This is a genomic window from Chryseobacterium sp. UYP7 (assembly GCF_056279225.1).
Map to the genome: position 1 here is coordinate 329271 of NZ_JBWBQW010000001.1, position 25034 is coordinate 354304.

The window sequence follows — 25034 nt, forward strand, 5'->3', positions numbered from 1 at the left end:
TTATGATACCTCAAAATATAAAAGATATTCTGGCTAATGGCGAAAATGTAGGCCTCCTGCAAACTTTGTCTATGATCTTTTTTCTTATCTTTTTCTTAGGTATTGTAATTTGGGTTTTTTCTCGTCCCAAAAAGCATTATGAAGAAGAAGCAAACGCTCCTTTGAATGATGACATCGATGATAGAAACTTGTAATTTTATATAAAAACTAAATAAAATGAAACAAAGAACTCCCGTTTACGTAACGATTGCCATAATACTTGTGATTATTTTCATTATGTATTTCATGTTCATTCAGAATAGCTCATTCTTATCTTCGCCTTATTTTTGGGGGACGGTAGTAATAAGTTCAATTTTGGCACTCATTCAAAATACCATTGGAGATTTAATTGAAAATGAAAAATTCAAGAGTTTAACCGACGTTGAAAAAGCGTCGTACTTAGAAGCTAAGAAAGTACCTTTTCTTAAATCTTTATATGAAGGTGCATTTAAAAAACAACCGGCAAGTACAGAAAAAGACCTGCTTATTGATCATGGTTTCGATGGGATTATGGAGTTGGATAATCAGTTGCCGAAATGGTGGCTTGGTTTATTCTACTTCGGTGTAGCGTACTGTATCGTTTATATGCTTTCTTACTGGCTGACCGATTTCGCACATCCAATCAAAGAGTATGATGAAGAGTACAAAGCGCAAACTGCAAGTATCGCAGAATATGTTAAGAACACTCCTCCACCAACAATAGCAGACGCGATGTATTCTCCGGACAATATTGCAGCAGGTGAAGAAGTATTTAAAACGAACTGTGTATCTTGTCACAGCGATGGTGGTAAAGGTGGAATTGGACCTAACCTTACTGATAATGACTGGATCAATCAACCAGAAAAAACTTTATTCAAAAATGTTTTCTATATGGTTGAGAACGGAAGTCCAAACAATCCAGCCATGCAGGCATGGGGGAAAAACGGAGTTCTAACCGGATTCGACATTCAGAATGTATCTGCTTATGTTTATCATATTAATCAGGAACAAAATCCAATTACTCAAGCACAAGGCGGGGCTGCTCCACAAGGAACACCTGCAAACTGGGAGAAATAAAATTAAAAAACAATAATAATTTTGAAAACATAATCCGTTATTCTGGTAAATTACAAGAATAGGGATTATGTTTTTTGTTTAAAAAGTGTTGTAACAAATGGCGGATTTAGATAATAATTTCAGAGGGGGACAAGGACAGGTGGTAGATGCAGAAACTTTTAGAGATTCTGTTGGGACTATGGATCAATCCGGGAAACGAAAGTGGATCTTTCCACGGAAACCAAAAGGAAAGTACACCAATTACAGATCTTTAGTTGCGTATTTTCTTTTAGTATTGTTTTTCGTGATTCCCTTCATTAAGATCAATGGCAATCCTTTTCTCCTTATCAATGTTGTTGAAAGGCATTTTTACATTTTCGGACAACCCTTTTATCCACAAGATTTCTTTATCCTTGCCTTAGGGGCAATTACTTCGATCGTTTTCATTATTCTGTTTACCGTAGTTTTTGGTAGAATTTTTTGCGGCTGGATCTGTCCACAAACGATCTTCCTCGAAATGGTTTTTCGCAAGATCGATTACATGATCGAAGGTGACCGAAATAAACAAATGAAGCTCGACCGCCAGGAATGGAACGCAGAAAAAATATGGAAACGTGCTTTGAAATGGTCCATCTTCGTTATTATTTCTTTGATCATTACCCACTGGATGTTCATGTACATTGTTGGTTATAATGAAGTTTTCGAAATGATCAAAGAAGGTCCTTTCACCAACTTCTCAAGTTTCCTGGTGATGATCATTTTCACCGCCTCATTTTACTTCACCTTTGCTTGGTTTAGAGAGCAGGTTTGTACGTTGGTTTGTCCATACGGAAGATTGCAGGGTGTGCTGATCGATAAACAAACTATAAATGTTTATTACGATTTTAAAAGAGGAGAAAACCGCTCAAAATGGAGAAAAGGCGAAGATCGAAAAGCCAACGGAAAGGGCGATTGTATCGATTGTAACCAATGTGTTGTTGTTTGCCCAACTGGAATTGACATTAGAGACGGACAACAGCTTGAATGTGTAAACTGTACCGCATGTATTGATGCCTGTGACGAAGTAATGGTGAAAACCGGACTTCCACCAGGATTGATCAGATATGCGACGGAAGATGAGATCGAAAAAGAATTGCCTTTTACCTATACGAACAGAACCAAAGCGTACACTGTGGTTTTATTATTAATGATAGGATTCTTAGGATTTCTACTTTACAACAGAAGTGATGTTGAAGCAAAATTCATCAAACCTGCAGGTTCATCTTTCTTTGTAAGAGATGCTAAGATCACCAATACCTACAGTTATACGTTTTTAAATAAAAGCAATAAAGACGCAATAATCACGATTAAAGTACTGGAGCCGCAACATGCCGAAGTTACTTTAAGCGAATCCAACAAAATAAAAATTAAGAAAGGCGAAATTACAAAAGGAACGGTGAATATTAGTTTCCCGGAAAAAGAGATCAAACTCTCCAAACAAAACATCAGTATTGGCGTTTATGATGATAAAGGTGAACTTTTAGACACGTTTAAAACTTATTTCGAAGGACCTTTCAAACTGCAATTTTAAAAATAATGTTCAAAAAATTTACATGGGGTCACGGGATCGTTCTCGCACTCGGCTCATTTATCGCTTTCATTTTGTTTATGATTTTAATCTTCCCGAATGGGCAGCAAGGTGCTGAACTGGTTACGGATCACTATTACAATGAAGAGTTACAATATCAAGATGTTATAGATGCGAAGAAAAACGCAGATCTTTTGGCAGAAAAACCGAACTATGATCAACGCGCTCAGGGAATTACAATTACATTCCCGAAAAGTATCGAACCAGATCAGTCGAAAGTAGATTTTCAAATGTTCCGGACGAATGATGCTAACCTGGACATCAATAAATCAATTACACTCGACGGTAAAAATGCCTTTCAAATTCCCGCTAAAGTTCTTTCTGCAGGATCTTATACTTTGAAATTAAAATGGAAATCTAATAAAAAACCGTATCAACTCGATTACGACGTTCAATGGAAATAGCACTCATTTTTTCGGCACTCGCTTTAGGTTTCGCTTCCGGGTTTCACTGCATCGGAATGTGCGGTCCTATCGCGCTTTCTTTGGGTTTAACTAAAAAACAGGCAACCAATTATTACCTTCAAAATCTAACCTATCAGTTCGGCAGAATTGTTACTTACTCCTTTTTAGGCGCCGTACTTGGTATTGTGGGGAAAGGTTTTCAAATGGCTGGTTTTCAGCAATATTTAACGATTGGCGTTGGAATTCTTCTAATTTTGATGGCGGTATTTTCTTTTGGTGGAAAAGACTTCGCCTCGAAAATTCCTTTTATGTCTAAATTTTTGTTGAAAGTAAAAATGAGTTTGGGCCGTCTTCTCCAAAAAGCAGATTATCGCTCCCGTTTCAGCACCGGAATTCTTAATGGATTTTTACCGTGCGGAATGGTTTATATGGCGTTAACCGCAAGTTTAGCTTCTGGCGGAATTTGGCAAAGCGCAACATTCATGGCACTTTTTGGTTTGGGAACTTTACCTTTCATGTTTGCCATTGTTCTTGTAGGAAATTTAATGACCACGGCTTTTAGAATTAAAATTTTAAAGTTCGTTCCAGTCATGATGATCCTTTTAGGTGGACTATTTATAATTCGCGGACTGGAACTGGGAATACCTTACATTTCGCCGCCGCATGATTCATTACAGATCATTCACAATAATTCGAAAAAACATCAGATGGGAGATCACGCGACCTGCCATTAGTAAAAGCTCTTCCTTGATATCCATAATTAACTTTGGTCTCCAAATTAAATCAAACCCTTAAATAAATTAAGAGATGATCAAAAAATTTGGCCTTTGGATCTTGTTGGCAACTTTCGCTTTACAATCCTGTTCTATCAATACAGAAACCACCTATTTTAAAGATTCCGCAACGAGCATGGAATCGAATATTCTCCTCGATAAAAGCATGCTTGGAATGATGAGCATGATGGGAAATAAAACCGACGTTCTCACCAAATCGAAGGAATTCATCAATCTTTCTACCGACTGGAAAAGTTTATACGATCTCCAAAAAGATCAGAAAGTAACTTTGAACCAGGATTCAGTGAAAGTTTTGAAAAAAATGTTCATGAAGTTGAACAAAGATAAAGGCGAAGTTTACGGCTTATCTTTAAAATACGATAAACTTTTACCCGGTGAAATCACCAAGCTGTTTTCACAAAGCAAGCAACTCAAAAGTTTACCGCTACAAAATGTCGCTACTTGGAATGGCAATGTTCTCACCATCGACACCGATAAATTCAATAATACAGATTTATTAAAAGACATCGCAAAAAATACGGAGAATGAAAAATCTTCTACTCCAACGAGTAAAAGCGATTCTTTGGAAGTTTACGGCAAGCAAATGGCGCAGGGAATGATTGGCATGATGAAAATGTTCAACATGAATTTCACCAGTACCATGAAGTTTCAAAAACCCATTAAAAGTATCGTTGGAAAACATGATTTCGTGAAACAGATCGATAATAAAACCATTCAGATCAATGTTCGGAGTAATGATTTACTGGGCGATGGAAAAGCATTAACGAACAAGGACAAGAAGATAATTATCACGACAGAATAAGAAAAAACCACCGAACTTCGGTGGTTTTCAATTTTTTCTAAGATGTTGCTTAATTGATCAGATCAAATTTCGCATATTCTGCGATCTTTGCCGGAATTTTAATTCCATCTTCCGTTTGATTGTTCTCTAACAACGCGGCCATAATTCTCGGTAAAGCCATCGCAGAACCGTTTAAAGTATGAACAAGCTGGGTTTTTCCTTCACTTTTAAATCTGCATTTCAACCGCGTTGCCTGAAAGGTTTCGAAATTTGAAACTGAAGAAACTTCTAACCATTTTTCCTGAGCGGCACTCCAAACTTCAAAATCGTAGGTCATTGCTGCGGCGAAACCGGTATCTCCACCACACAATCTCAAAATACGGAAAGGCAATTCCAGATCAACTAAAATAGATTTTACGTGTTCTACCATTCCTTCCAAAGCTGCGTAAGAATTCTCAGGTCTTTCCAAACGAACGATCTCTACCTTTTCAAATTGATGCAGTCTGTTCAAACCACGAACATGAGCGCCGTAACTTCCGGCTTCTCTTCTGTAACATTGCGAAAATGCTGTATTTCTAATGGGCAGATCTTTTTCATCTAACAAAACATCGCGGTATAAATTCGTAACGGGAACTTCTGCCGTCGGAATCAAAAACAATTTATCTTCGTTGATATAGTACATTTGACCTTCTTTATCGGGCAATTGTCCGGTTCCATAACCGGAAGCTTCATTCACAACGTGCGGCGGATTCACTTCCAGATAACCTGCATCAACATTCTTATCTAAAAAATATTGCACCAAAGCTCTTTGTAATCTCGCTCCCTTCCCAAAATAAACAGGAAAACCTGCACCGGCGATTTTTACACCCAATTCAAAATCGATCAAATTGTATTTTTTTGCCAGTTCCCAATGTGGAATCGCTCCTTCTCCTAACCCTTCAACGTCATGGGATTGGTAGATGATTTCATTTTCTTCTGCAGTTGTTCCGGCTTTTACTTTCTCGTATGGAATATTTGGAATTTGATACATAACTTCTAAAAGTTGCGCCTCTGAAGTTTTCAATTTTTGCTGAAGATCCTGAGAATTTTCTTTAAACTCAGCTGTTTTAGACTTTGCAGATTCTGCTTCTTCTTTTTTACCTTCTCGCATTAGAATACCAATTTCTTTGGAAATCTTATTCATCTCCGATAAATTCTGGTCTAATTCGAACTGGTATTTTTTTCTTTCGTCATCTAATGAAATGGCTTTGTCAACCAGATCATTATGTTTGAAACCTCTTTTTGCTAAACCTTCTAAAACGCGCTCTTTATTATCGCGCAAAAACTGAACTTGTAACATATTATGTAAAATATTTATAAGTCAAACGTTCATTAAAAACGTTGACTCTTGATTTTAAAATGTAAATTTAATGATTATTTCGTGATCTTCACGATGTTGGGTTGGCCTTGAACTTTTGTAAATTCAAGTACATTATTATACCAAACCTTGGAAACCTGAAACAATTCCGGAGTTTGAGTGTAATGAATTATCATTAATTCTTTTGAAACTGAATTCGTAGAATCATTGATCCTTCTGGTCAAAAAAAGATCAATTTTCGATTCATAGGTTTTAGAATTTCCAGCCGAATCAATTGCAATTCGCCTTGCACCCGCAAGATATTCTAAATAATTAATGGTATCAGCATCTTTTCTATTATTGAAACTAACAGGAGCATCATCTTTAAAACCATTAATATCATTCCATCGAATATTAGTGTAGGAACCCGGGATTTTACTGTTTAAAAGATCCTGCCCCGCAGAATCGATATAAATATTGAGAATCTGATCAATTTGCTGCACAGGAATTTCATCATTTCTGCAGGACAGAAACGCAAAAGAACTTAGTATAAGATAGAAAAATACATTTTTCATGAATGCAAAGATAATTTATTTTAAATTTTTAAGAGAAATAAAAAAGAAGCGTCATATAGCTTAATAATGAAATCACTTTTTAAATAATTTTCGATAATAAAAATTGAGTTCTTCCCGAGAAGTTAAATAGTCCTTTACCCGAAACTCGGTCGTTTGATAAAATTTCCAGAAAAGAATTCCGGAAGAAAAACAATAGGAAATGGTCGTTACAACACAAGCTCCGTAAATTCCCCAGCGTGGAATCGCGTAAAATGAAAAGGCCACCGTAATAATTAATCCAGCAATGGACTTGAGATTCAAAATTCCCAGTTTATTTATTCCGCTGAAGTAATAACCAATAATATTACTCACTGCGATTGCCATTATTCCCGGGAAAAGTAAAAATATAATTTCCTTCGTCTGATAAAAATCTTTCCCGAAAATCAGTACATATACCTGAGAAGGAATGATGAGAATCACGATCATGAATAGTAACGTGATTAAAAACGTTATTTTGAGCGATGTCTTTGTTTTTTGAATTGCTTTTTCCGGACATTCCTGATTGATGACTTCTGAGTAAAGAATCACGGCGAGACTTCTGCTTAAAGTCCAGATCGCTTCAGAAAAAGTAACTCCAATCGAAAATATTCCAACGTAAGCCAAACCTTGAAAATACTCTAAAAAATAAAAGGAAAGTCGATAATTTAAAAACTGTATGAAAGCACTGAGTTGCGATTTCCAGCCATACTCAAACATATCTAACAAAACTACCTTAGAAAAACCAATATCGGAGAAATCACAATTCGATAAAAGATGATAAGAACTGATTAAAAAAAGCAAGGCATAACAGCTGATCTGCGCGATAAAGTAGGTGGTGACATCGGTAATTTTCAGTAAATAAACAATCGCCAAAATAAAAATAATGTGAACCGCTTGCTGTAGAATCGTGTATAGATTAAACATTTGAATGTTTTTTCTGCCGATGAATAAATTAATATTTGCGGAAAGTAGAGCAGAAAAAATCGAGATTCCAATCAAGTAATATAAGTAGTCTTCATTAATGTAAAAACTAAAAACCAGCGGAACTGTTATTCCAACAACGATTGACCAAAGATAAGCGTAGAGTAAAACCTTTTCCGTTTTATATTTAGAGGCGAAATAAGAAATACTGCTTCCTGCAAATATATTACTGAAAAATCCAATAATCGCAGAGTTTGCAATAACGATCGATATGGATCCTTTGCCTTCACTTCCCCACATATTTGTGGAATAAATCACCAAACCGAAGCTTAGAAACAGGATGAGAAACCGGGAAACAAACGTTTGAACAACGGTAAGTTGTTTCATTTTAATTCTTATAAATAGATTGGTTTATGAATGTAAGAAAAGAATCGCTAATAATCCCCCAATTGTATTTTTTCTTATATTCTTTTCGGGCATTCTTTGCGTGGTTATCGTAGGTTTCTGGATTATCAAAGTAATTGATAAGCAGATCTGATATAGAATCTGAATTTTCCGGATCGACCAAAAATCCAAATGGAGAAACATCTATAAATTGTCTGATGGCTTTGAGATCCGTGTAAATAACTGGTTTTCCAGCAGCAATATAATAAAACAACTTAATTGGCAAACAGTTGTTATTTTCGAAACTCGCATCTCTCAAGTCAAAACAAACGTCGGCGTTTTTAAAAGATTCAGTAAAATGTTCAAAAGAACTCGGTTGAGCAATTGTAATATCTTCCCAGGAATATTTATTCAGCAGACTGGAAAAATATTGTTCATCTTCCCGATTTCTTGAGGATCCAACGATGAGAATTGAAATTTTTAATTCTGGCTTTTTTGAGCGCAAACTGTCGATCGCATTAAAGAAATTCTCGATTCCCTTTTCTTTTGATATTTGTCCGGTGTAGCAAACGGTAAGTTTGTTATCTTCTAATTTCTTGATGCTTTTTGTAATATAGTTATCATCTGGGAAATAAGGCAACATCAGTTTTTTCTTGAAAGGAAAAAGATATGCTAATGGAAATTTTTTCGATCGTTCCCCAAAAATAAAATGAGTGCTTAGAAATCCTGCATACAAATTAATAAGAAAAAATTTAAAAGCCTTGTTGAGTTTAAAAACAGAATTATAACTCTGCACCATTCTTGTGGAAGGATACCATTCTGTAATATCGTAAATTAAACTTGTACTTTTATTTTTGAATTTGTTGGAAGCGATTACTGCAAGAGGTTCGGAGCAAATAATGCAGTCCGGTCCGAAAGAATTGATCACGTTTTGGAAGACCTGACTTTTCTCTTGGTTTGATTGATGGAGTATAGAATATGATTCAATTTCAATTCCTTCAATAAATCCTTTGAACTCGGAAGATAAACTGCAGATCTTAACTTCGTAGCCTTGAGTTTTAAGTTCTTTTACCTGATGAAAAAAGATCCTGTCATCGTTGTAATGATGCGCTGTTGTTAAAAAAAGTATTTTTTCTGCCATCTATTTCTCGATCTACACTGTTACAGAAAATCATTTTTAAAGGCTTAATACCTTTTCATCAAAACAAAGAATTTAATTTTTATGGAAACTAATCAACATAAATTCCAGCCCAGCTTCTTCTCAAAGGAAGTAAGAAATCACTTAGAAAAGCAACGTAAGAATTTTTAGAAAAGTCGAAAACTTCGATATTGTTTGTAATCGTTCCTTCTTTTAGACCTTTTCTGAAATCCTGTAATTTCATTGTTTTAATCTCGCCATTTTCTACAAAGCTGGCTTTCATTCGGTCAAATAAACCTAATTCAAACTCCGCATCAATCTGGCGCATAATCTGTCCTAAAGAATCGATAGAACATCCTGAAGCGGCTTCTTTGTCTTCATCTACACAAACTACGATAAACTGATTTTTTTCAATTTTAAATGAAGAAGAAAGCGGTTTCCCGTGAGCAGCCCAGGTTGCGAGAAAGTCGTATAATTTTTCGGTAATTACTTTGCTTTCTTTGGAAGTAAACGGTCTTGATGCCGGATAAATAATTACGCGGTAATCATTTGTTTCTACTATTGTTGATTCTTCAATTTTCATTTTTCTGTAACTTTTTTAATTCAATAAATCCTAAAACGACCAGAAGCAAACTCGCTCCTGCGCTCCAAAAATTTATTTTCGTGGTATCAAAATCAGCAGACCAAATATTAAGAACGAATAATAAAACGCCTGCAATCATTAGAAAGTAAAGCATATTTTTTCTCATTACAAATCTTCTGCTTCTGCTAACAGTTCGGCAATATCTTTTACCGCAACTTCTGTATTATTAAAATGTTTCACGCCATCGGTCAACATGGTATTACAAAACGGACAACCTGTTGCAATGATGTTTGGACTCATACTCAGCGCTTCCTCCGTTCTCTCCACATTAATGTCTTTGTTACCAGGTTCAGGTTCTTTAAACATTTGCGCACCACCGGCTCCACAACACAATCCGTTAGATTTGCAGCGTTTCATTTCTACCAGTTCGGCATCTAATTTTTCCAGAAGCTGTCTTGGTGCTTCATATTCGCCATTTCCTCGTCCGAGATAACACGGATCGTGGAAGGTTATTTTTTTTCCTTTGAAAGTTCCGCCTTCTATTTTCAGACGGCCTTCTTCCATCAATTTTTTCAGGAATTGGGTATGATGAAGAACTTCGTAATTTCCACCCAGACCTGGATATTCATTTTTAATGATGTTGAAACAATGCGGACAGGTCGTTACAATTTTCTTAACGCCATAACCATTCATGATCTCGATGTTCGTAAGCGCCATCATCTGGAAAACAAATTCGTTCCCAGCACGCTTTGCAGGATCACCGTTGCAGGATTCCTCTTTACCAAGAACGGCAAATTCGATGCCTACTTTATTTAAAATTTTACAGAATGCTTTCGTAATTTTTTTCGCTCTGTCGTCGAAACTTCCGGCGCATCCCACGAAAAATAAAACTTCGGGCGCTTTTCCTTCGGCAGCATATTCTGCCATTGTTTTTATAGTGAAATCCATTTTATACTTTACCAGTTTATCAATGCAGCATTTTATCAAAAACAGTTACATTGCTAGATTATTACCTTGTTATATTAATTTTCGTTAGCCCAGTTCAAACGGTCCGCTTGGTTATAAGCCCAAGGAGCGGCATTATTTTCCACATTTGCCATCATCACATTTAATTCACTTGGTGCAGAAGATTGTTCCATGACCAGGAATCTGCGCATTTCTACAATGATAGAAAGTGGATCGATCAAGATCGGACAAGCTTCTACACAGGCATTACAAGTGGTACATGCCCAAAGCTCTTCTTTCTGAATATGATCATCGAGTAATTTTTTACCATCATCGACAAATTTTCCATTTTTATTGATGTTTTTTCCTACTTCCTCCATGCGGTCTCTTGTATCCATCATAATTTTACGTGGAGATAATTTTTTTCCTGTAATATTCGCCGGACAAACAGCAGTACATCTTCCACATTCCGTGCAGGAATAAGCACTTAATAACTGATGTTGATTGAGGTCGAAAATATCGCTCGCTCCAAATTTATCGGGAACTGCATTTGGATCAGCTTCTGGTGCTGCAGCGTAAGGATCGGCATTCGGATCCATCATCAACTTAATTTCTTTCGTAACTGAATCTAAATTATTGAATTGTCCTTTCGGTTTCAAATTGGCAAACCACGTATTCGGGAAGGCTAGAATGATGTGTAAATGTTTTGAATAATACAAATAGTTCATGAAGAACAAAATTCCTAAAATATGAAACCACCAAGCTCCTCTTTCCAGAATAACCAGAGTACCAGAACTGAAATTTTGTAATAGCGGACCCAATAGAGTTGTTGAAATCGGAAAACTGCCATGCGCGGGAAAATCTCCTTTTTGCTGTAAAGCCCAATCAGAGGCATTCATCATTAGGAATGCTGCCATTAAAGCAAACTCAATGATCAGGATCCAGTTCGCATCGTGTTTCGGCCAGCCGAATAACTCTTTCATCTGGAATCTTTTGATCCCGTAAAAGTTTCGTCGGATAAAGAAGAGAACAACTGCTATAACTACCAGGATCGCTAAAATCTCTAAAGTCGCAGTAAAAAAACTGTAGAAACCGCTTCCCAGAATACCCGCTAAAAATCGGTGTGTTCCAAAAATACCATCAATTACAATTTCTAATAATTCGAAATTGATGATAATAAAACCGACGTAAACTAAGATGTGCAAAAATCCGGCAATGGGTCGTTTGACCATTTTACTTTGTCCCAGCGCCACCTTTCCCATGGTTTTCCATCTGACGGCAGGTTGATCTGTTCGGTCAATTGCTTTTCCGAGTTTAATATTTCGGTAAATCTCTTTTAAACTTTTAAAAAAAAGTCCAAACCCTACGATCAGGGCAATAAAGAAGATTATATTGTCAATATATTGCATATTGCAAAGGTTTTAGTCTTTTATATTCTTTCCAAAAACAGAGAAGTTAAGATAGCGTTTAGGATTTGTTTTCAAATCCTCGATCAATTTATTCAGATTGTCTGAAGCGGTATTCAGATTATTATAAAGTTGGTCATCCTGAGTCAATTTACCCAGACTTCCTTCCCCATTCTGCACTCCGGAAATCACGCCGTTTAATTTGTCTGCAGTCATGCTTAGTTTATCGATCGTCGTATTCAATTTCTGAACATCGACATCATCAGCAACTTTTCCATATTTATCGATAGCTGTTCTGGCGCTTATGGTCGCAAGATTAGCATTATCTAAAACCTTCTGAAGTTTAGGATCACTGTTCGCTAAAAGCGCATTTGTTTGTTTAGAAGTTCCTTCGAAAGAAGCAACAGTTCTATTCAAATTGATCAGTAAAGAACGAATTTCTTCTCTGTTCTGATCATTCAAAATTTGATTTGCGTTGCTCGTTAAGGAATCAACCCGCTTTAAAACAACCTGCAACTGGTCTTTTACCGGACCAACTTGCGAAGAGATATTATTCAGCATTGATAGTGTGAAAGATCCTTGTAATGTATCACCGTCTTTAGCCATAGGCTGACCGTAAGCCAGATTTACACGCATCTCTTTACCGGACATTAGACCAGGTTCAAAAATTTCTATTGTTGATTTTTTCGAGAATTCAAAACCATCGTCAATCATTACCTTAACGACGAAATGAATCTTGCCGTCACTTGCCGTAATTGGAATTATTTTGTCAACCTGCCCAACCTTTAATCCATTAATAGATACCGGATTTGAAGCAGCCAGGCCTTCAACGTTATCAAACTTTGCATAAAATGCATTATCGCTCGTAAAAAGACTTTTGCCCTTCATAAACTGAAACAATATTACAAATCCTATAATCGCTAAAAGGGCTATTAATCCTGCCTTTATTTCTTTTGTGAACTTCACTTTTCTGTAATTTTTAAGGAACAAATATAATACATTTTAAATAAACATCATTAAATTATGTAAGATCTGAAAACACAAAAAGCGACCTGTTGAAGTCGCTTTTTGTATATAAATCGGAATTAATTCTATTGCTGTTGTGCAGCTTTATTATAGACTTCGATTCTGTAATCTTTAATATTAGCATTATCCTGAAGACTTTTTAGCAATGACTGACCGAATTGCTGAGAATTCTGACTTGCAATTGCCTGCGTGATCTGTTTCACATCTCCGGGCTGTTTGTTGGTGGTTTCAGATTTTTTCACCAAAACGTAAACGCCTGTCATTCCTTCTACAGGATTAGAAACTTTTCCTTTCGCAACACCAAATGCAGCACCTGCAACTTTCGGCTCCATCGCACCCGCAACTTGTGGACTCAAAAGATTAACCTGTGCAGATTGTTTTGTAGTAGCAAACAATTTAGCGATCGCATCTAAACTAGTAGCATTTGCAGCAGAAATTTTATCTGTAATTTGTTTTGCTAAAATCTTATTTTTGATAATCGGTTCAATTTGATCTCTAACAGCTTCCGGATCTGCTGTTCCTGCATCCTGCACTCCGTTTAAGAAGGCAACGATTCTGTCTCCAGTTCCGTCTACAGTGAAAATATCGGTATCACCTTTTTCTCTTTTCTTATCAAAAGCCCAGGCGATAATTTCTTCATCTTTATCTGTTGCTAAACCTGGCAATTGACCCTGGAATCGGCTTACTTCTTTTGGATTAGAGAATGAGTAATTGCTTTTCTTAGCTACGTTTGAAAAATCGTTGAATGATTTCCCCTGAACCTGCTGAATAAATTTGGTCGCTTTGGTGTAGATCTCATTCTCTGTTTTATCAGAAGGTTTGATCGCTTTCACCAAGTTCGCAACTTTATAAGTCATTGCGCCGGATTTTTTATCTTCAATATTAATAACATGAAATCCGTACTGCGTTTCAACAACTGCAGTTGCTCCTTTTCCGTTGTTGGCAAGAAAACTTAAATATTCCGGAACAAATGGTGTTGCAGGAGTGGTCCAGCCCACACTTCCACCTTGTGCAGCAGAACCTGGATCAGATGAGTATTTTAAGAATTCTGTAAACTTAGCAGGATCAGCTTTTACAACAGTACTAATCGAATCCGCTAATTTTTTTGCAGCTTCTTTAGTTCTTGTTGCATCTCCCGCAGCCTGATTTCCTTTATAGGAAACTAAAATATGACGGGAAAGTGTAGAATCTGAAGGTTTTTTATCTAAAAGTTTAGAAACAACATAAAAATTCTGTTCTTTATAAGGACCGAAAGTCGTTCCAACACTTGAAGCAGCCACCTTGTCTTTTATCGCAGCAGGTAATTGACTTGCCGAAAAATACTGTGCATTGTAAGGCATATCGGAATTCAAAGCCACAAACATAGAATCGTTCGTCGTGTTCTGGAAATTTTCTTTTCCGCCACTCACTTCACTACCTTCAGAGAATAATTTGTTAATGTCTTTTTGAGCAGTTGCATCATCCTCTAAACTCGGAGCTGCAGGAAAATAAACCAAACCGATATTTCTACTTGCATCTCTTTTGTACATTACGGGATGCTTCTTAATATAATCTGTTAAATCCTGAGTAGAAATTTTTACAGGATTTTTTTTTGCATATGCGTTGTAATCAACTTTAACAAAATCGATATCCGCAACCTGATCTTTCTGCTTCATCATTTCTTCCGCTTCTTTCTTACTCACGGTAATTCCAGTAGAAACATTTGCAAATAACTGTCGGGCCATCATTCTGTATTGTATGGCTTTTCTTGTTTTCAACCAGTTGTTATACATTTCTGCATTGCCACTTGACTGTAGTTCTTCGATCTGCTTTTTAATTTCCTGAACTTTAAAGTTGCCTTTCGCATCAAAGTTTTCCTTATTCTGAGCAAACATAGGATCGAACTGGATCTGATTCCAGAACATATCGTCGGTTAAAGTAAGCCCCATTTTATCAAACTGCTGTTCGATCAGTTTGGATTGCACAACCATTTGCCATGCTTGTTCCTCTAATCCTTTTGCAGGTTGACCTTGTTGTTGTGCCTGTTGTTGAAGCAAAAAAAGTTGATCGTCGAAATCTTCTTTTGTAATTTCATCACCGTTCACTTTTCCGTAAACACCCTGTTTTGCACCAAATAGTTTTTCTAAACTATCGGGATTCACGACAAATGCCAACATCGCAACTGCGATAATTCCCATTAAAAGCCAAGGTCTGTTTCTAATCTCTCCTAAAACTGCCATTTTTTGTATAATTTTATCAGTGTGCGAAAATACACATTTTTAACAGATTGAGAAAAATTTTAAAGGTTTTAAACAGAATTATTTACAGATAATGGAAATTTTGTCTAAATATTTCGTTGGCATAGTGCTTGCGAAATTAAAAAGAACTTTTTATTGAAAGCACTTTTAAAGCAAATCACGCGATTTGTTGATTAACTAATTAATTTAAATGACAATTTGTCATTCCAAAAATATTATGACAGAATTTGAAGATATTGCATTTGACGAAATTATGGATGATGGATTCAGTATTGTAGCCGAAGAAATTAACATTGCCGACATCCTCGACGAATCCAAAAGCAAGGATCAAAAAACGTTTCCCATTTTACCGGTAAGAAATATGGTGATGTTTCCCAAAGTAGTAATTCCAATCACTGCCGGAAGAGAAATGTCGATCCAACTATTAGAAGAAGCTCAGAAAAACAATGAGTTTATCGGCATCTTAAGCCAGAATAATTCCGCCATCGAAAATCCTACAGAAAAAGACCTTTATCTTACAGGAACTTTAGCGAAGATCATTAAGATCATCAAACTTCCGGAAGGTAATGTCACTGCGATCACAAGAGGCTTCCAAAGGTTTAAAATTAAAAATTTCACTGATACGAAACCTTATTTCAAAGCGGAGATCACAAAACTGAAAGATGTTACCTCTAAAAAAACAGATGAATACAATGCGCTTTTAGAAAACATTAAAGATCTGGCCTTAAAAATTATTGAGCTTGATCCAAATATTCCGAGTGCGGCAAATTTCGCCATCAATAATATGAATGATCCGGAAGATCTGCTGAATTTTATCTGTACGAACGCCAACTTTTCCTCCTCGAACAAACAAAAATTACTGGAAGAAAAAAACCTCATGATTCGTGCACAGAAATGTTATGAATTGATGCACGACGATTTCCGAAAATTAGAATTGCGAAACCAGATCCATCAAAAGACGAATAAAGAATTAGACAAAAGCCAACGGGAATATTTCTTGAATCAGCAGATGAGAACAATTCAGGATGAATTGGGTGGCGGTCCCGAATCCGATGTTGAGGAACTTTTAGAAAAAGCAAAGAAGGTAAAATGGAATGAGGAAGTTGAGGAGCATTTCAAAAAAGAGATCAACCGCCTACAACGCCAAAATCCAAATTCTCCAGATTATAATGTTCAGCGAAATTATTTAGATTTCTTTACCGATTTACCCTGGGAAAGATATTCTAAAGATGTTTTTGACATTCATAAAGCCGAAAAAGTTTTAGACAAAGCACATTTTGGATTAGAAGATATTAAGAAAAGAATTTTGGAACACATGGCAGTTCTAAAACTGAAAAACAATATGAAATCCCCGATCCTTTGTTTGGTTGGTCCTCCGGGAGTTGGTAAAACCTCGCTTGGTAAATCAATTGCTGATGCATTAGGTAGAAAATACGTTCGGGTTTCTTTAGGTGGATTACACGACGAATCCGAAATTCGCGGACACCGGAAAACGTATATCGGAGCGATGGCTGGACGAATTCTACAATCCATTAAAAAATCCGGAACCTCAAATCCGGTGATCGTTTTAGATGAGATCGATAAAATCGCAACAGGAATTCACGGTGATCCAAGTTCAGCTTTGCTCGAAGTTTTGGATCCTGAACAGAACAATTCCTTCTATGACAACTTTTTAGAAATGGGCTATGATTTATCGAAAGTAATGTTCATTGCTACTGCTAATTCCCTATCAACCGTACAGCGACCACTTTTGGACCGAATGGAGATCATCGAAATTGCAGGCTATACTTTAGAGGAAAAAGTAGAGATCGCAAAACGCCATCTCATCAAAAAACAGCAGGAAGAAAACGGGTTGGACGCGAAATCTTTCAAACTGGGAAACGCAGAGCTCAAACATATTGTCGATGCGCATACTTCTGAAAGTGGTGTTCGTGGCTTAGAAAAACAAATCGCCTCTGTTGCAAGATGGATCGCTTTGCAAACTGCCATGGAAAAAACATACGATCCGAAAATAACAGTCAATAAAATTGATGAGATCTTAGGTGTTCCAAGAATGAAGAGTTTATCGGAAATCACAGGTGTTCCCGGCGTTGTTACCGGTTTAGCCTGGACTTCGGTTGGTGGAGACATTTTGTTTATCGAAAGTATTTTAAGCGAAGGCAAAGGAAATCTTACGATGACGGGAAATCTCGGAAATGTAATGAAAGAATCTGCCACGATCGCTGTAGAATACATTAAGGCAAAACATGAAGAGCTCGGCATTCCTTCTGAAGATATTCAGAAAAATAATATTCACGTTCACGTTCCCGAAGGCGCAACCCCGAAAGATGGACCTTCTGCCGGAATTGCAATGCTGACTTCTATCGTTTCGAGTTTCAAAAATAAAAAAGTAAGATCTCATCTTGCGATGACGGGTGAAATTACTTTACGTGGAAAAGTGCTTCCTGTAGGTGGAATTAAAGAAAAATTACTCGCTGCAGCACGTGCCGGAATCAAAGAAATTATTCTTTGTGAAGCCAACAGAAAAGATGTGGAAGAAATTAAGAAGGATTATCTAAAGAATCTGAAAATTAATTACGTAAGCCGGATGAGCGAGGTGATCGATCTGGCAATCGAAAAATAAAATGATAAAAACGTTTCAAATATTTGAAGCGTTTTTCTTTTCCAAAAACATTTTTATTGTTACTTTGTTTTATGAAAGAAATGAAACTTCCTTTTGTGGTCAGACTTGCACTAATTCTTGTAAGTATTTTGGCGATCGGATATTTAGCGAAAGTTGGTAAAGGCGTTTTAGCACCGCTTTTCTTTTCTTTTCTAATGGCACTTTTATTTCTTCCGTTTGCTAATTATTTAGAGAGAAAATTTAAATTTTCGAGAACAATTTCTACCTTTTCCTCCCTGCTGATCATGTTGATTTTTCTGTCTGGACTTATTTATTTTTTCAGCACACAACTGAGCGATTTTGCGAGTGATTTTCCGGTACTGAAAACGCAGGTTTCAAAATCCTTTAACGAACTGCAAATTTGGGTTTCCAAAAACTTTCATGTAAACTTCGATAAACAGATGAGTTACATTAATCAGGCTCTGGAAAACTTGCTCTCGTCCACCGGAATCATTCTAGGTTTCACCGTGGCGATGTTTTCTTCAACCATGGCATTTTTTGTATTTAGTGCTTTGTTTTTTATCTTTCTTTTAAACTATCGTCGCATTTTATATGGTTTTATCACTTCTGTTTTTAACGAAAGACATTTTTCCAAAGTCAACGACGCCATTTTAGAAATTCAAAAAATAATTAAAGAATATATTTCCGGACTTTTGATTCAGATTCTTATTGTAAGCATTTTAAGTACTGTTTTATTGTCCGTTCTCGGTGTAAAATACGCGATTTTATTAGGCGTTTTAACGGGTTTACTCAATGTAATTCCTTACATCGGCATTCTCTTTTCAGGTTTAATGGCGTGTTTAATATCCTTTGCAACTGGCGGGAATCATACGCTTTTGGTACTCTTCGGCTACATTACAATTCATTTGATCGATGCTAATATTACGCTTCCATTGGTGGTAGGTTCAAAAGTGAAGATCAATGCACTGTTCACATTTATCGGTCTTTTGGTCGGTGAAGAATTGTGGGGAATATCCGGAATGTTTTTAAGTATTCCTTTTTTAGCGATTCTGAAAATTATCTTTGAAAGGATCGAAGATCTAGAACCGTGGGGCAAACTTTTAGGCGAAGAAAGCAAAACGAAAGTGCGCAAAAAGTACAAAATCACCAAGAAAATAATCTTGCAGGAAAAAGAGTAAATCATCTAAATATCTATTTTACAGCAGTTTACACCGCAAAACTACTTTTACAAGAAGTAAAAAACGAATCTACAAGCTTTACAAAGAATTCAGAAGGAAATTTGATGGAATAAACCCCTTAAATTATTCCGTTATGAAATCACAATTTCTTACCACCACATTTTCATTACTTCTTTTAACATCTGTCTTATCCTGCAAAAAAGGAGAAAGCACAGGTTCGTACGATCAGGTAAGTTCCATGAAAACAGAATCTTCACCAACAGCTGACAGTATTTCTTCCGTAGCTGATCTGCAGATCAAAGACAAACAGTTCATTAAATCTGCGGAAGTAAATATGGAAGTAAAGGACGTTTACGATGCAACTATTTTTATGGAGAAATCTTTAAAGGATCTTGGCGGCTTTGTAACTTCCAGCCAGTTGCATTCCCAAATTATTTCGGAGGAAACTTTTACTATTTCTGATGAGAATGCCATGATAGTTCGGAAATTTCAAACTGAAAATAAAATGGAAGTCCGCGTTCCAAATATGAAGCTGGGCGAATTTCTGAAAATCATTAATGATAAGAAAGTGTTTCTCAACTCCCGCGTTATTCTCGCAGAAGATGTTACCGCCAACATTAAGCTGTCGAAACTTGAAGCTGAGAGAAATGCAAATACCGGGAAAAATATTTCAAAACTAAATCTGAATAAGAACAAAGTTAAAATGACCGACGATAATCAAAGTGAAAGTAATTACCAACAAATTGCAAATTTCGATATAAAAGATCAGGTTGAATATAGTACGGTACAAATTTTTTTAAAAGAACCACAAGCCAGAGTTGCTCAAATTGCAGTGACCAACACGCAAAATATTGATGATCAATTTAAATATAATATCTTTTATGATGCTAAAAATGCTCTTGTAGAAGGATTTTATTTGATCCAGAAAATTATTTTAGGACTACTTCAGATCTGGCCGCTTGTTTTGATCGGAGGAATTGTTCTTTATTTTTTTAGGAAAAGAAAGGGAAATGCTTTAATCAACGATTCCAAGCAACAACCTTAAATTGATGTTTATATAAAATCAAACCTTCGAAATTATCTCGGAGGTTTTTTGTTGTTTTATTTATTTTGAATGATAACCGCTTTTGCAGTAGTAATTTGCAACGAATTCACAAATTTATTGTAATCAGCAATTTCTTTATTCTGAAAAATATCATTCAATAATTTCATTTAATGACCTGTTAATATGTTTAAAATTTCTCTTGAAAAATAATCATTTTTATTCACTCAAAAATGTATTGACCACAAAGTTTTCCATCCCCTCATTTTTCCGTAAATTTGCAGCGGTTTTAATTTCACATAAAAGTTAAGATCTGAAATTTAAAATCTCAAAAAATGTTGCCTAAGATAAATCCTACCCAAACTGCAGCCTGGAAAGCTTTGAATGACCATTTTGCACAAAATGATTTCGAACTTCGGACGCTTTTTCAATATAATGCTGACCGTTTTAAGCAGTTTTCTGTTCAAAGAGAAAATTATCTTTTCGACTATTCCAAGAATTTAATAGATCAAAAAACTTTCGATCTACTGCAAAATTTAGCAGAAGAATGCGAAGTTAAGGCAGCGATCGGAAAAATGTTTGCGGGAGATAAAATCAACGAAACAGAGGATCGCGCAGTTTTACACACGGCTTTGAGAGATTTTTCTGATAAAGAAATTCTGGTTGACGGGCAGAATATAAAACCTGGGATCCGGAAAGTTATGAATCAAATGAAAACCTTCTCCGAGAAAATTATTTCCGGCGCGCATAAAGGATTTTCCGACGAGGAAATTACTGATGTTGTAAATATTGGAATTGGAGGTTCTGATTTAGGACCAGTTATGGTTTGCTCGGCTTTGAAACATTTTAAAACACGTCTTAATGTTCATTTCGTTTCTAATGTTGATGGAAATCACATTGCTGAAGTTTTAAAAGATCTAAATCCAGAAGCTACGCTCTTCATTGTTGCCTCCAAAACATTTACTACGCAGGAAACAATGACCAACGCAGCTTCTGCAAAAGATTGGTTCTTGAAAAGTGGAAGTCAGCAAGATGTCTCAAAACATTTCGTCGCGCTTTCTACCAATACCGAAGCGGTGAAAAATTTCGGGATTGCGGAGGAAAATATTTTCGAATTCTGGGATTGGGTCGGCGGACGATATTCTTTGTGGAGCGCTATCGGATTAAGCATTGTTCTGGCTGTTGGGTATGAGAATTTTGAGCAGATGCTAAAAGGTGGAAATGAAACCGATCATCATTTTAAAACCGCAGATTTTAAAGAAAATGTTCCTGTTTTAATGGCGCTTCTTGGAATTTGGTATCGTAATTTCTTCGATGCCGGAACTTATGCAATTCTGCCCTACTCTCAATATTTAGATCGTTTCCCAGCATATCTTCAACAGGGCGATATGGAAAGTAATGGAAAGTGTGTGGATAGAAATGGTCATTTTGTGGAATATAAAACGGGGCCAACTATTTGGGGAGAACCCGGAACAAACGGTCAACACGCCTTTTATCAGCTCATTCATCAGGGAACAGAATTAATTCCGGCTGATTTTATCGCTTATGTAAAATCCTGCAACAAGGTTTCGGACCATCAGGAAAAATTAATGGCGAACTTTTTTGCACAAACAGAAGCACTGGCTTTTGGGAAGACAGAAGAGGAAGCAAGATTAGAATTAGAAAAAGCTGGACTTTCTACAGAAGAAGTCGAGAGATTGGTCAACTATAAAGTTTTCCATGGAAATACACCCACGAATTCTTTATTGATCGACGAATTAAATCCCTTTTCACTGGGGCAATTAATTGCATTATATGAACATAAAATCTTTGTTCAAGGCGTGATCTGGAATATTTTCAGTTTTGATCAGTTTGGCGTGGAACTGGGAAAAGTTCTGGCCGGAAAAATCCTTTCGGAAATTGAAAGTAACGAAGAAATAGCTTCCCACGATTCATCGACCAATGGTTTGATGAATTATTTTAAAAATAAAAAGTAAATCCTAAATAAATCTAAAGTAAAAGTAAAATGGCAAAAATTCTTGATGGATTGAAGGTTTCGAAAGAAATTAAGCAAGAAATCCGCGTCGATGTTGATAAGATCGTTGCAGGAAAAAGAAGACCGCCGCATTTAGTGGCTATTTTGGTCGGTAATAATGGCGCCAGCGTTTCATACGTTAATAATAAAATAAAAGACTGCAAAGAAGTTGGTTTTAAATCTTCTCTGGTAAAATTTTCGAGTACCGTTTCGGAGGCAGAACTTTTAGAAAAGATCGACGAACTGAATAAAGCGAAAGACGTAGATGGGTTTATCGTTCAGTTGCCTTTACCGAAGCAAATCGATCAGGAAAAGATCATTATGGCAATTGATCCGAGGAAAGATGTAGATGGCTTTCACCCGGAAAATTTCGGAAAAATGGCTCTGGAAATGGACACATTTTTACCCGCAACTCCATTTGGAATATTGACCCTTTTAGAAAGATATCAAATCGATACGAAAGGAAAACATTGCGTAATTATCGGCAGAAGCAGAATCGTAGGAAAACCGATGAGTATTTTAATGGGAAGAAAAGATTTCCCCGGAAATTCAACGGTTACTTTAACGCACTCCTACACTCCTCATATTGAGGATTTTACGCGTAATGCTGATATCGTAATAACAGCTCTTGGTGATCCTAATTTCTTAAAAGGAGATATGATTAAAAAAGGAGCAATCGTTATTGATGTTGGAATTACAAGAGTCGAAGATAACACAGAAAAAGGCTACAAACTAATGGGCGACGTAGATTTTGAAAGCTGCAAAGACAGAGCAGAAGCAATTACTCCAGTTCCTGGCGGTGTTGGACCGATGACAAGAGCAATGTTGCTGAAAAATACGATTTTAGCTTATAAAACTTCCGTATATAATGACTAAAGAAAAAGAAAATATTCTATTGCAAGAAGGTAAAATGCTCCCGGTGATGGAGCATTTTTACACGATACAAGGCGAAGGCGCACACACGGGAAAAGCTGCATATTTCATAAGACTAGGCGGTTGCGATGTGGGTTGCCATTGGTGCGACGTGAAAGAAAGCTGGGATCCAAACCTTCATCCTCTACTATCTGCAGAAGAAATTGCAACCACTGCAGCAAGTCATTGCAAAACCATTGTGTTAACCGGCGGTGAACCTTTGATGTGGAACCTCGATTTCTTAACAATGAGATTAAAACAACTGGGTTGCGAAATTCACATCGAAACTTCTGGTGCCTACGAAATGAGCGGAACGCTGGACTGGATCACGCTTTCTCCGAAAAAAACCGGGTTGCCAAAAGACACGATCTATTCCAAAGCCAGCGAGTTAAAGATGATCATTTTCAACAATAACGATTTTAAATTTGCAGAAGAACAGGCTGCGAAAGTTTCCGAAAACTGCAGGCTTTATTTACAAAGCGAATGGAGCAAACGCGATGAAATGTATCCTAAAATTACCGATTTTATTTTGGCGAACCCGAAATGGCAGGCATCGGTCCAAACGCACAAATATTTGAATATTCCGTAAATTATGTTAAATTTACTTCTTATATAATTCGGCTTTATGCAAAAAATTCGATATTCCAGGTATTTCAAAGCCACTTTTATTTTGCTTGACGTTTTGGTTATTGCCGGAGTATTTCTGTTTTTTTTTGTTAGAAATAATGAATTTAAATATGAGCAGGAGATTTGGGAACAAAACGGTCTTTCGTTAATTCTTCTCGCTTTCTTTTGGATCTTGCTAAGTGGTCGTACAAAATTATATTCTGTAGCGCGGAATTTAACCTACACCATTTATCTGGAGCGTCTTGTTACACATATTTTCATTTTTATATTTGGCGTAATTTTACTTGCAAAAGTTAGTAAAAATGATTTTTTGAAGCAAGACCGCTTTCTAATTGCGATTTTTCTTTTTATATTATTGTTTCTGATAAAATCCATCGTCTTCTTTACTTTAAAATATTTAAGAACTCTTGGTATAAATTACAGAAATATCATGTTTCTGAGCGAAGATTCTTCCACAGAACTCCTCAAAAACATTCTGACAGAAAGAAAAGATTACGGTTTTAAAATATTTGAATATCCCACAGACTGCTTATTTAATACAGAAAAATTAATTGAATTCTGGAAAGACAAAGGAATTCACACCATGTATTTATCCTCGCACCGATTTGACAAAGACGAAGAACAGGAAATTTACCGTTTTGCGGAGATCCATAAAGTGCGGATATCATTAATCCCAAGCATCGTAAAAAACAATTTCTTTCGGTACGATCTAGGCTATATCGAGATGCAACCTGTTTTGGTCCGGGCTAAATTCCCACTGGATTATTTGACCAACATCACCATTAAAAGGACGGTTGACATTTTATTCTCTACTGTAATCCTGTTACTGATCTGTTCTTGGCTTTTTCCTTTAATTGCCGTTTTAATAAAATTAGACGGCAAAGGTCCTGTCTTTTTTTTACAGAAAAGATATGGTTTTCACGATCAGGTTTTTAATTGCGTAAAGTTTCGTACCATGAATGTAAACGATGACTGCACCAAGAAAACAACAACCGAAAATGACAAAAGGATCACAAAAATAGGCAGATTTTTAAGAAAAACCAGTTTAGACGAAATGCCACAGTTCCTTAATGTGTTGAAAGGCGAAATGTCTGTAGTTGGTCCAAGACCGCACATGCTTCTGGTTGATGATTTTTACAAACTAAAAATAGGAAGATATTCTGTTAGAAGTTTGGTAAAGCCAGGAATCACGGGACTTGCCCAGGTAAACGGTCTTCGGGGCGATACAGGAAACATGGACATTAAAATGCAGAAAAGAATTTTGGCAGATGCTTTTTATGTAAAGAACTGGAGTTTAAGTCTGGATTTCATCATTATTTTGAAGACCATCTTTTTAGTTATCGGTGGTGATAAAAATGCCAATTAAAAAAAGATAGAAAAAAATAAAAC

Annotated in this window: 23 protein-coding genes; 13 read left to right on the forward strand and 10 right to left on the reverse strand. The window is 36.3% G+C overall.

Annotated elements, in window-relative coordinates:
- Nucleotides 1-2: 2 nt before the first annotated feature.
- The 6 genes from ACZ9HT_RS01505 to ACZ9HT_RS01530 all read left to right on the forward strand — a co-directional run bounded on the left by ACZ9HT_RS01505 (nucleotide 3) and on the right by ACZ9HT_RS01530 (nucleotide 4701).
- Nucleotides 3-194: a cbb3-type cytochrome oxidase subunit 3 gene (locus tag ACZ9HT_RS01505; RefSeq protein WP_476038663.1), complete on the forward strand. Its 192-nt coding sequence runs from the start codon at nucleotides 3-5 to the stop codon at nucleotides 192-194.
- A gap of 22 nt (nucleotides 195-216) precedes the next feature.
- Nucleotides 217-1095: a cbb3-type cytochrome c oxidase N-terminal domain-containing protein gene (locus tag ACZ9HT_RS01510; protein WP_476038664.1), complete on the forward strand. Its 879-nt coding sequence runs from the start codon at nucleotides 217-219 to the stop codon at nucleotides 1093-1095.
- 97 nt (nucleotides 1096-1192) lie between these two features.
- A complete protein-coding gene (gene ccoG / locus ACZ9HT_RS01515; protein WP_476038665.1) occupies nucleotides 1193-2644 on the forward strand; it encodes a cytochrome c oxidase accessory protein CcoG in 1452 nt (483 codons plus the stop codon).
- Nucleotides 2645-2649: 5 nt separating this feature from the next.
- The gene (locus ACZ9HT_RS01520; protein ID WP_476038666.1) at nucleotides 2650-3105 is read left to right on the forward strand and encodes a FixH family protein; all 456 of its coding nucleotides are present in this window, start codon (nucleotides 2650-2652) and stop codon (nucleotides 3103-3105) included.
- Nucleotides 3096-3839: a sulfite exporter TauE/SafE family protein gene (locus ACZ9HT_RS01525; RefSeq protein ID WP_476038667.1), complete on the forward strand. Its 744-nt coding sequence runs from the start codon at nucleotides 3096-3098 to the stop codon at nucleotides 3837-3839. The genes ACZ9HT_RS01520 and ACZ9HT_RS01525 overlap by 10 nt, the downstream gene beginning before the upstream one ends.
- A 73-nt stretch (nucleotides 3840-3912) precedes the next feature.
- Nucleotides 3913-4701, forward strand: coding sequence for a hypothetical protein (locus ACZ9HT_RS01530; RefSeq protein ID WP_476038668.1), 789 nt, complete (start codon nucleotides 3913-3915; stop codon nucleotides 4699-4701).
- A gap of 49 nt (nucleotides 4702-4750) precedes the next feature.
- Here ACZ9HT_RS01530 and serS read toward each other — a convergent pair whose 3' ends face one another.
- The 10 genes from serS to ACZ9HT_RS01580 all read right to left on the reverse strand — a co-directional run bounded on the left by serS (nucleotide 4751) and on the right by ACZ9HT_RS01580 (nucleotide 15231).
- Complete coding sequence (gene serS / locus ACZ9HT_RS01535) at nucleotides 4751-6019, reverse strand: serine--tRNA ligase (RefSeq protein WP_476038669.1); 1269 nt, start codon at nucleotides 6017-6019, stop codon at nucleotides 4751-4753.
- 74 nt (nucleotides 6020-6093) lie between these two features.
- Nucleotides 6094-6591, reverse strand: a complete 498-nt coding sequence (locus ACZ9HT_RS01540; RefSeq protein WP_476038670.1) for a hypothetical protein — start codon at nucleotides 6589-6591, stop codon at nucleotides 6094-6096.
- A 72-nt stretch (nucleotides 6592-6663) separates the two neighbouring features.
- A complete protein-coding gene (locus tag ACZ9HT_RS01545) occupies nucleotides 6664-7917 on the reverse strand; it encodes an MATE family efflux transporter (RefSeq protein ID WP_476038671.1) in 1254 nt (417 codons plus the stop codon).
- 1 nt (nucleotide 7918) lies between these two features.
- The gene (locus ACZ9HT_RS01550) at nucleotides 7919-9055 is read right to left on the reverse strand and encodes a glycosyltransferase (protein WP_476038672.1); all 1137 of its coding nucleotides are present in this window, start codon (nucleotides 9053-9055) and stop codon (nucleotides 7919-7921) included.
- 88 nt (nucleotides 9056-9143) lie between these two features.
- Nucleotides 9144-9635, reverse strand: coding sequence for a hypothetical protein (locus tag ACZ9HT_RS01555; protein WP_476038673.1), 492 nt, complete (start codon nucleotides 9633-9635; stop codon nucleotides 9144-9146).
- Nucleotides 9625-9789, reverse strand: a complete 165-nt coding sequence (locus tag ACZ9HT_RS01560; RefSeq protein WP_476038674.1) for a hypothetical protein — start codon at nucleotides 9787-9789, stop codon at nucleotides 9625-9627. Before ACZ9HT_RS01560 ends, ACZ9HT_RS01555 begins: the two co-directional genes overlap by 11 nt.
- An 11-nt stretch (nucleotides 9790-9800) precedes the next feature.
- The gene (locus tag ACZ9HT_RS01565) at nucleotides 9801-10583 is read right to left on the reverse strand and encodes a (Fe-S)-binding protein (protein ID WP_476038675.1); all 783 of its coding nucleotides are present in this window, start codon (nucleotides 10581-10583) and stop codon (nucleotides 9801-9803) included.
- 74 nt (nucleotides 10584-10657) lie between these two features.
- Nucleotides 10658-11989: a 4Fe-4S dicluster domain-containing protein gene (locus ACZ9HT_RS01570; protein ID WP_476038676.1), complete on the reverse strand. Its 1332-nt coding sequence runs from the start codon at nucleotides 11987-11989 to the stop codon at nucleotides 10658-10660.
- 12 nt (nucleotides 11990-12001) lie between these two features.
- Nucleotides 12002-12952 carry an MlaD family protein gene (locus ACZ9HT_RS01575; protein ID WP_476038677.1) on the reverse strand — a complete coding sequence of 317 codons (951 nt, stop codon included), beginning with the start codon at nucleotides 12950-12952 and terminating at the stop codon, nucleotides 12002-12004.
- Between the two features lie 125 nt (nucleotides 12953-13077).
- Nucleotides 13078-15231, reverse strand: coding sequence for a peptidylprolyl isomerase (locus tag ACZ9HT_RS01580; RefSeq protein ID WP_476038678.1), 2154 nt, complete (start codon nucleotides 15229-15231; stop codon nucleotides 13078-13080).
- A 235-nt stretch (nucleotides 15232-15466) separates the two neighbouring features.
- Here ACZ9HT_RS01580 and lon point away from each other — a divergent pair, with 235 nt between their 5' ends.
- The 7 genes from lon to ACZ9HT_RS01615 all read left to right on the forward strand — a co-directional run bounded on the left by lon (nucleotide 15467) and on the right by ACZ9HT_RS01615 (nucleotide 25011).
- A complete protein-coding gene (lon, locus tag ACZ9HT_RS01585) occupies nucleotides 15467-17872 on the forward strand; it encodes an endopeptidase La (RefSeq protein ID WP_476038679.1) in 2406 nt (801 codons plus the stop codon).
- An 80-nt stretch (nucleotides 17873-17952) separates the two neighbouring features.
- A complete protein-coding gene (locus ACZ9HT_RS01590; protein WP_476038680.1) occupies nucleotides 17953-19050 on the forward strand; it encodes an AI-2E family transporter in 1098 nt (365 codons plus the stop codon).
- Between the two features lie 133 nt (nucleotides 19051-19183).
- Nucleotides 19184-20095, forward strand: a complete 912-nt coding sequence (locus tag ACZ9HT_RS01595; protein WP_476038681.1) for a DUF4349 domain-containing protein — start codon at nucleotides 19184-19186, stop codon at nucleotides 20093-20095.
- A gap of 332 nt (nucleotides 20096-20427) precedes the next feature.
- A complete protein-coding gene (gene pgi / locus ACZ9HT_RS01600) occupies nucleotides 20428-22068 on the forward strand; it encodes a glucose-6-phosphate isomerase (RefSeq protein ID WP_476038682.1) in 1641 nt (546 codons plus the stop codon).
- Nucleotides 22069-22097: 29 nt separating this feature from the next.
- Nucleotides 22098-22982, forward strand: coding sequence for a bifunctional 5,10-methylenetetrahydrofolate dehydrogenase/5,10-methenyltetrahydrofolate cyclohydrolase (locus ACZ9HT_RS01605; RefSeq protein WP_476038683.1), 885 nt, complete (start codon nucleotides 22098-22100; stop codon nucleotides 22980-22982).
- Nucleotides 22975-23607: a 7-carboxy-7-deazaguanine synthase QueE gene (locus ACZ9HT_RS01610; protein ID WP_476038684.1), complete on the forward strand. Its 633-nt coding sequence runs from the start codon at nucleotides 22975-22977 to the stop codon at nucleotides 23605-23607. The genes ACZ9HT_RS01605 and ACZ9HT_RS01610 overlap by 8 nt, the downstream gene beginning before the upstream one ends.
- A 36-nt stretch (nucleotides 23608-23643) precedes the next feature.
- Entirely contained in the window at nucleotides 23644-25011 is a 1368-nt protein-coding gene (locus tag ACZ9HT_RS01615) for an exopolysaccharide biosynthesis polyprenyl glycosylphosphotransferase (RefSeq protein WP_476038685.1), read from the forward strand.
- Nucleotides 25012-25034: the final 23 nt, after the last annotated feature.

Excerpts from the sequence above, each read along its gene's own strand:
- ACZ9HT_RS01505 (WP_476038663.1), top strand. The coding sequence starts at position 3 with ATGATACCTCAAAATATAAAAGATATTCTGGCTAATGGCGAAAATGTA.
- ACZ9HT_RS01530 (WP_476038668.1), top strand. The coding sequence starts at position 3,913 with ATGATCAAAAAATTTGGCCTTTGGATCTTGTTGGCAACTTTCGCTTTA.
- pgi (WP_476038682.1), top strand. The coding sequence starts at position 20,428 with ATGTTGCCTAAGATAAATCCTACCCAAACTGCAGCCTGGAAAGCTTTG.
- ACZ9HT_RS01550 (WP_476038672.1), bottom strand. The coding sequence starts at position 9,055 with ATGGCAGAAAAAATACTTTTTTTAACAACAGCGCATCATTACAACGAT.
- ACZ9HT_RS01615 (WP_476038685.1), top strand. The coding sequence starts at position 23,644 with ATGCAAAAAATTCGATATTCCAGGTATTTCAAAGCCACTTTTATTTTG.
- ACZ9HT_RS01595 (WP_476038681.1), top strand. The coding sequence starts at position 19,184 with ATGAAATCACAATTTCTTACCACCACATTTTCATTACTTCTTTTAACA.
- ACZ9HT_RS01560 (WP_476038674.1), bottom strand. The coding sequence starts at position 9,789 with ATGCTTTACTTTCTAATGATTGCAGGCGTTTTATTATTCGTTCTTAAT.
- ACZ9HT_RS01610 (WP_476038684.1), top strand. The coding sequence starts at position 22,975 with ATGACTAAAGAAAAAGAAAATATTCTATTGCAAGAAGGTAAAATGCTC.
- lon (WP_476038679.1), top strand. The coding sequence starts at position 15,467 with ATGACAGAATTTGAAGATATTGCATTTGACGAAATTATGGATGATGGA.
- ACZ9HT_RS01565 (WP_476038675.1), bottom strand. The coding sequence starts at position 10,583 with ATGGATTTCACTATAAAAACAATGGCAGAATATGCTGCCGAAGGAAAA.
- ACZ9HT_RS01580 (WP_476038678.1), bottom strand. The coding sequence starts at position 15,231 with ATGGCAGTTTTAGGAGAGATTAGAAACAGACCTTGGCTTTTAATGGGA.
- ccoG (WP_476038665.1), top strand. The coding sequence starts at position 1,193 with ATGGCGGATTTAGATAATAATTTCAGAGGGGGACAAGGACAGGTGGTA.
- ACZ9HT_RS01555 (WP_476038673.1), bottom strand. The coding sequence starts at position 9,635 with ATGAAAATTGAAGAATCAACAATAGTAGAAACAAATGATTACCGCGTA.
- ACZ9HT_RS01520 (WP_476038666.1), top strand. The coding sequence starts at position 2,650 with ATGTTCAAAAAATTTACATGGGGTCACGGGATCGTTCTCGCACTCGGC.
- ACZ9HT_RS01540 (WP_476038670.1), bottom strand. The coding sequence starts at position 6,591 with ATGAAAAATGTATTTTTCTATCTTATACTAAGTTCTTTTGCGTTTCTG.
- ACZ9HT_RS01545 (WP_476038671.1), bottom strand. The coding sequence starts at position 7,917 with ATGAAACAACTTACCGTTGTTCAAACGTTTGTTTCCCGGTTTCTCATC.
- ACZ9HT_RS01525 (WP_476038667.1), top strand. The coding sequence starts at position 3,096 with ATGGAAATAGCACTCATTTTTTCGGCACTCGCTTTAGGTTTCGCTTCC.
- ACZ9HT_RS01570 (WP_476038676.1), bottom strand. The coding sequence starts at position 11,989 with ATGCAATATATTGACAATATAATCTTCTTTATTGCCCTGATCGTAGGG.
- ACZ9HT_RS01590 (WP_476038680.1), top strand. The coding sequence starts at position 17,953 with ATGAAACTTCCTTTTGTGGTCAGACTTGCACTAATTCTTGTAAGTATT.
- serS (WP_476038669.1), bottom strand. The coding sequence starts at position 6,019 with ATGTTACAAGTTCAGTTTTTGCGCGATAATAAAGAGCGCGTTTTAGAA.
- ACZ9HT_RS01605 (WP_476038683.1), top strand. The coding sequence starts at position 22,098 with ATGGCAAAAATTCTTGATGGATTGAAGGTTTCGAAAGAAATTAAGCAA.
- ACZ9HT_RS01510 (WP_476038664.1), top strand. The coding sequence starts at position 217 with ATGAAACAAAGAACTCCCGTTTACGTAACGATTGCCATAATACTTGTG.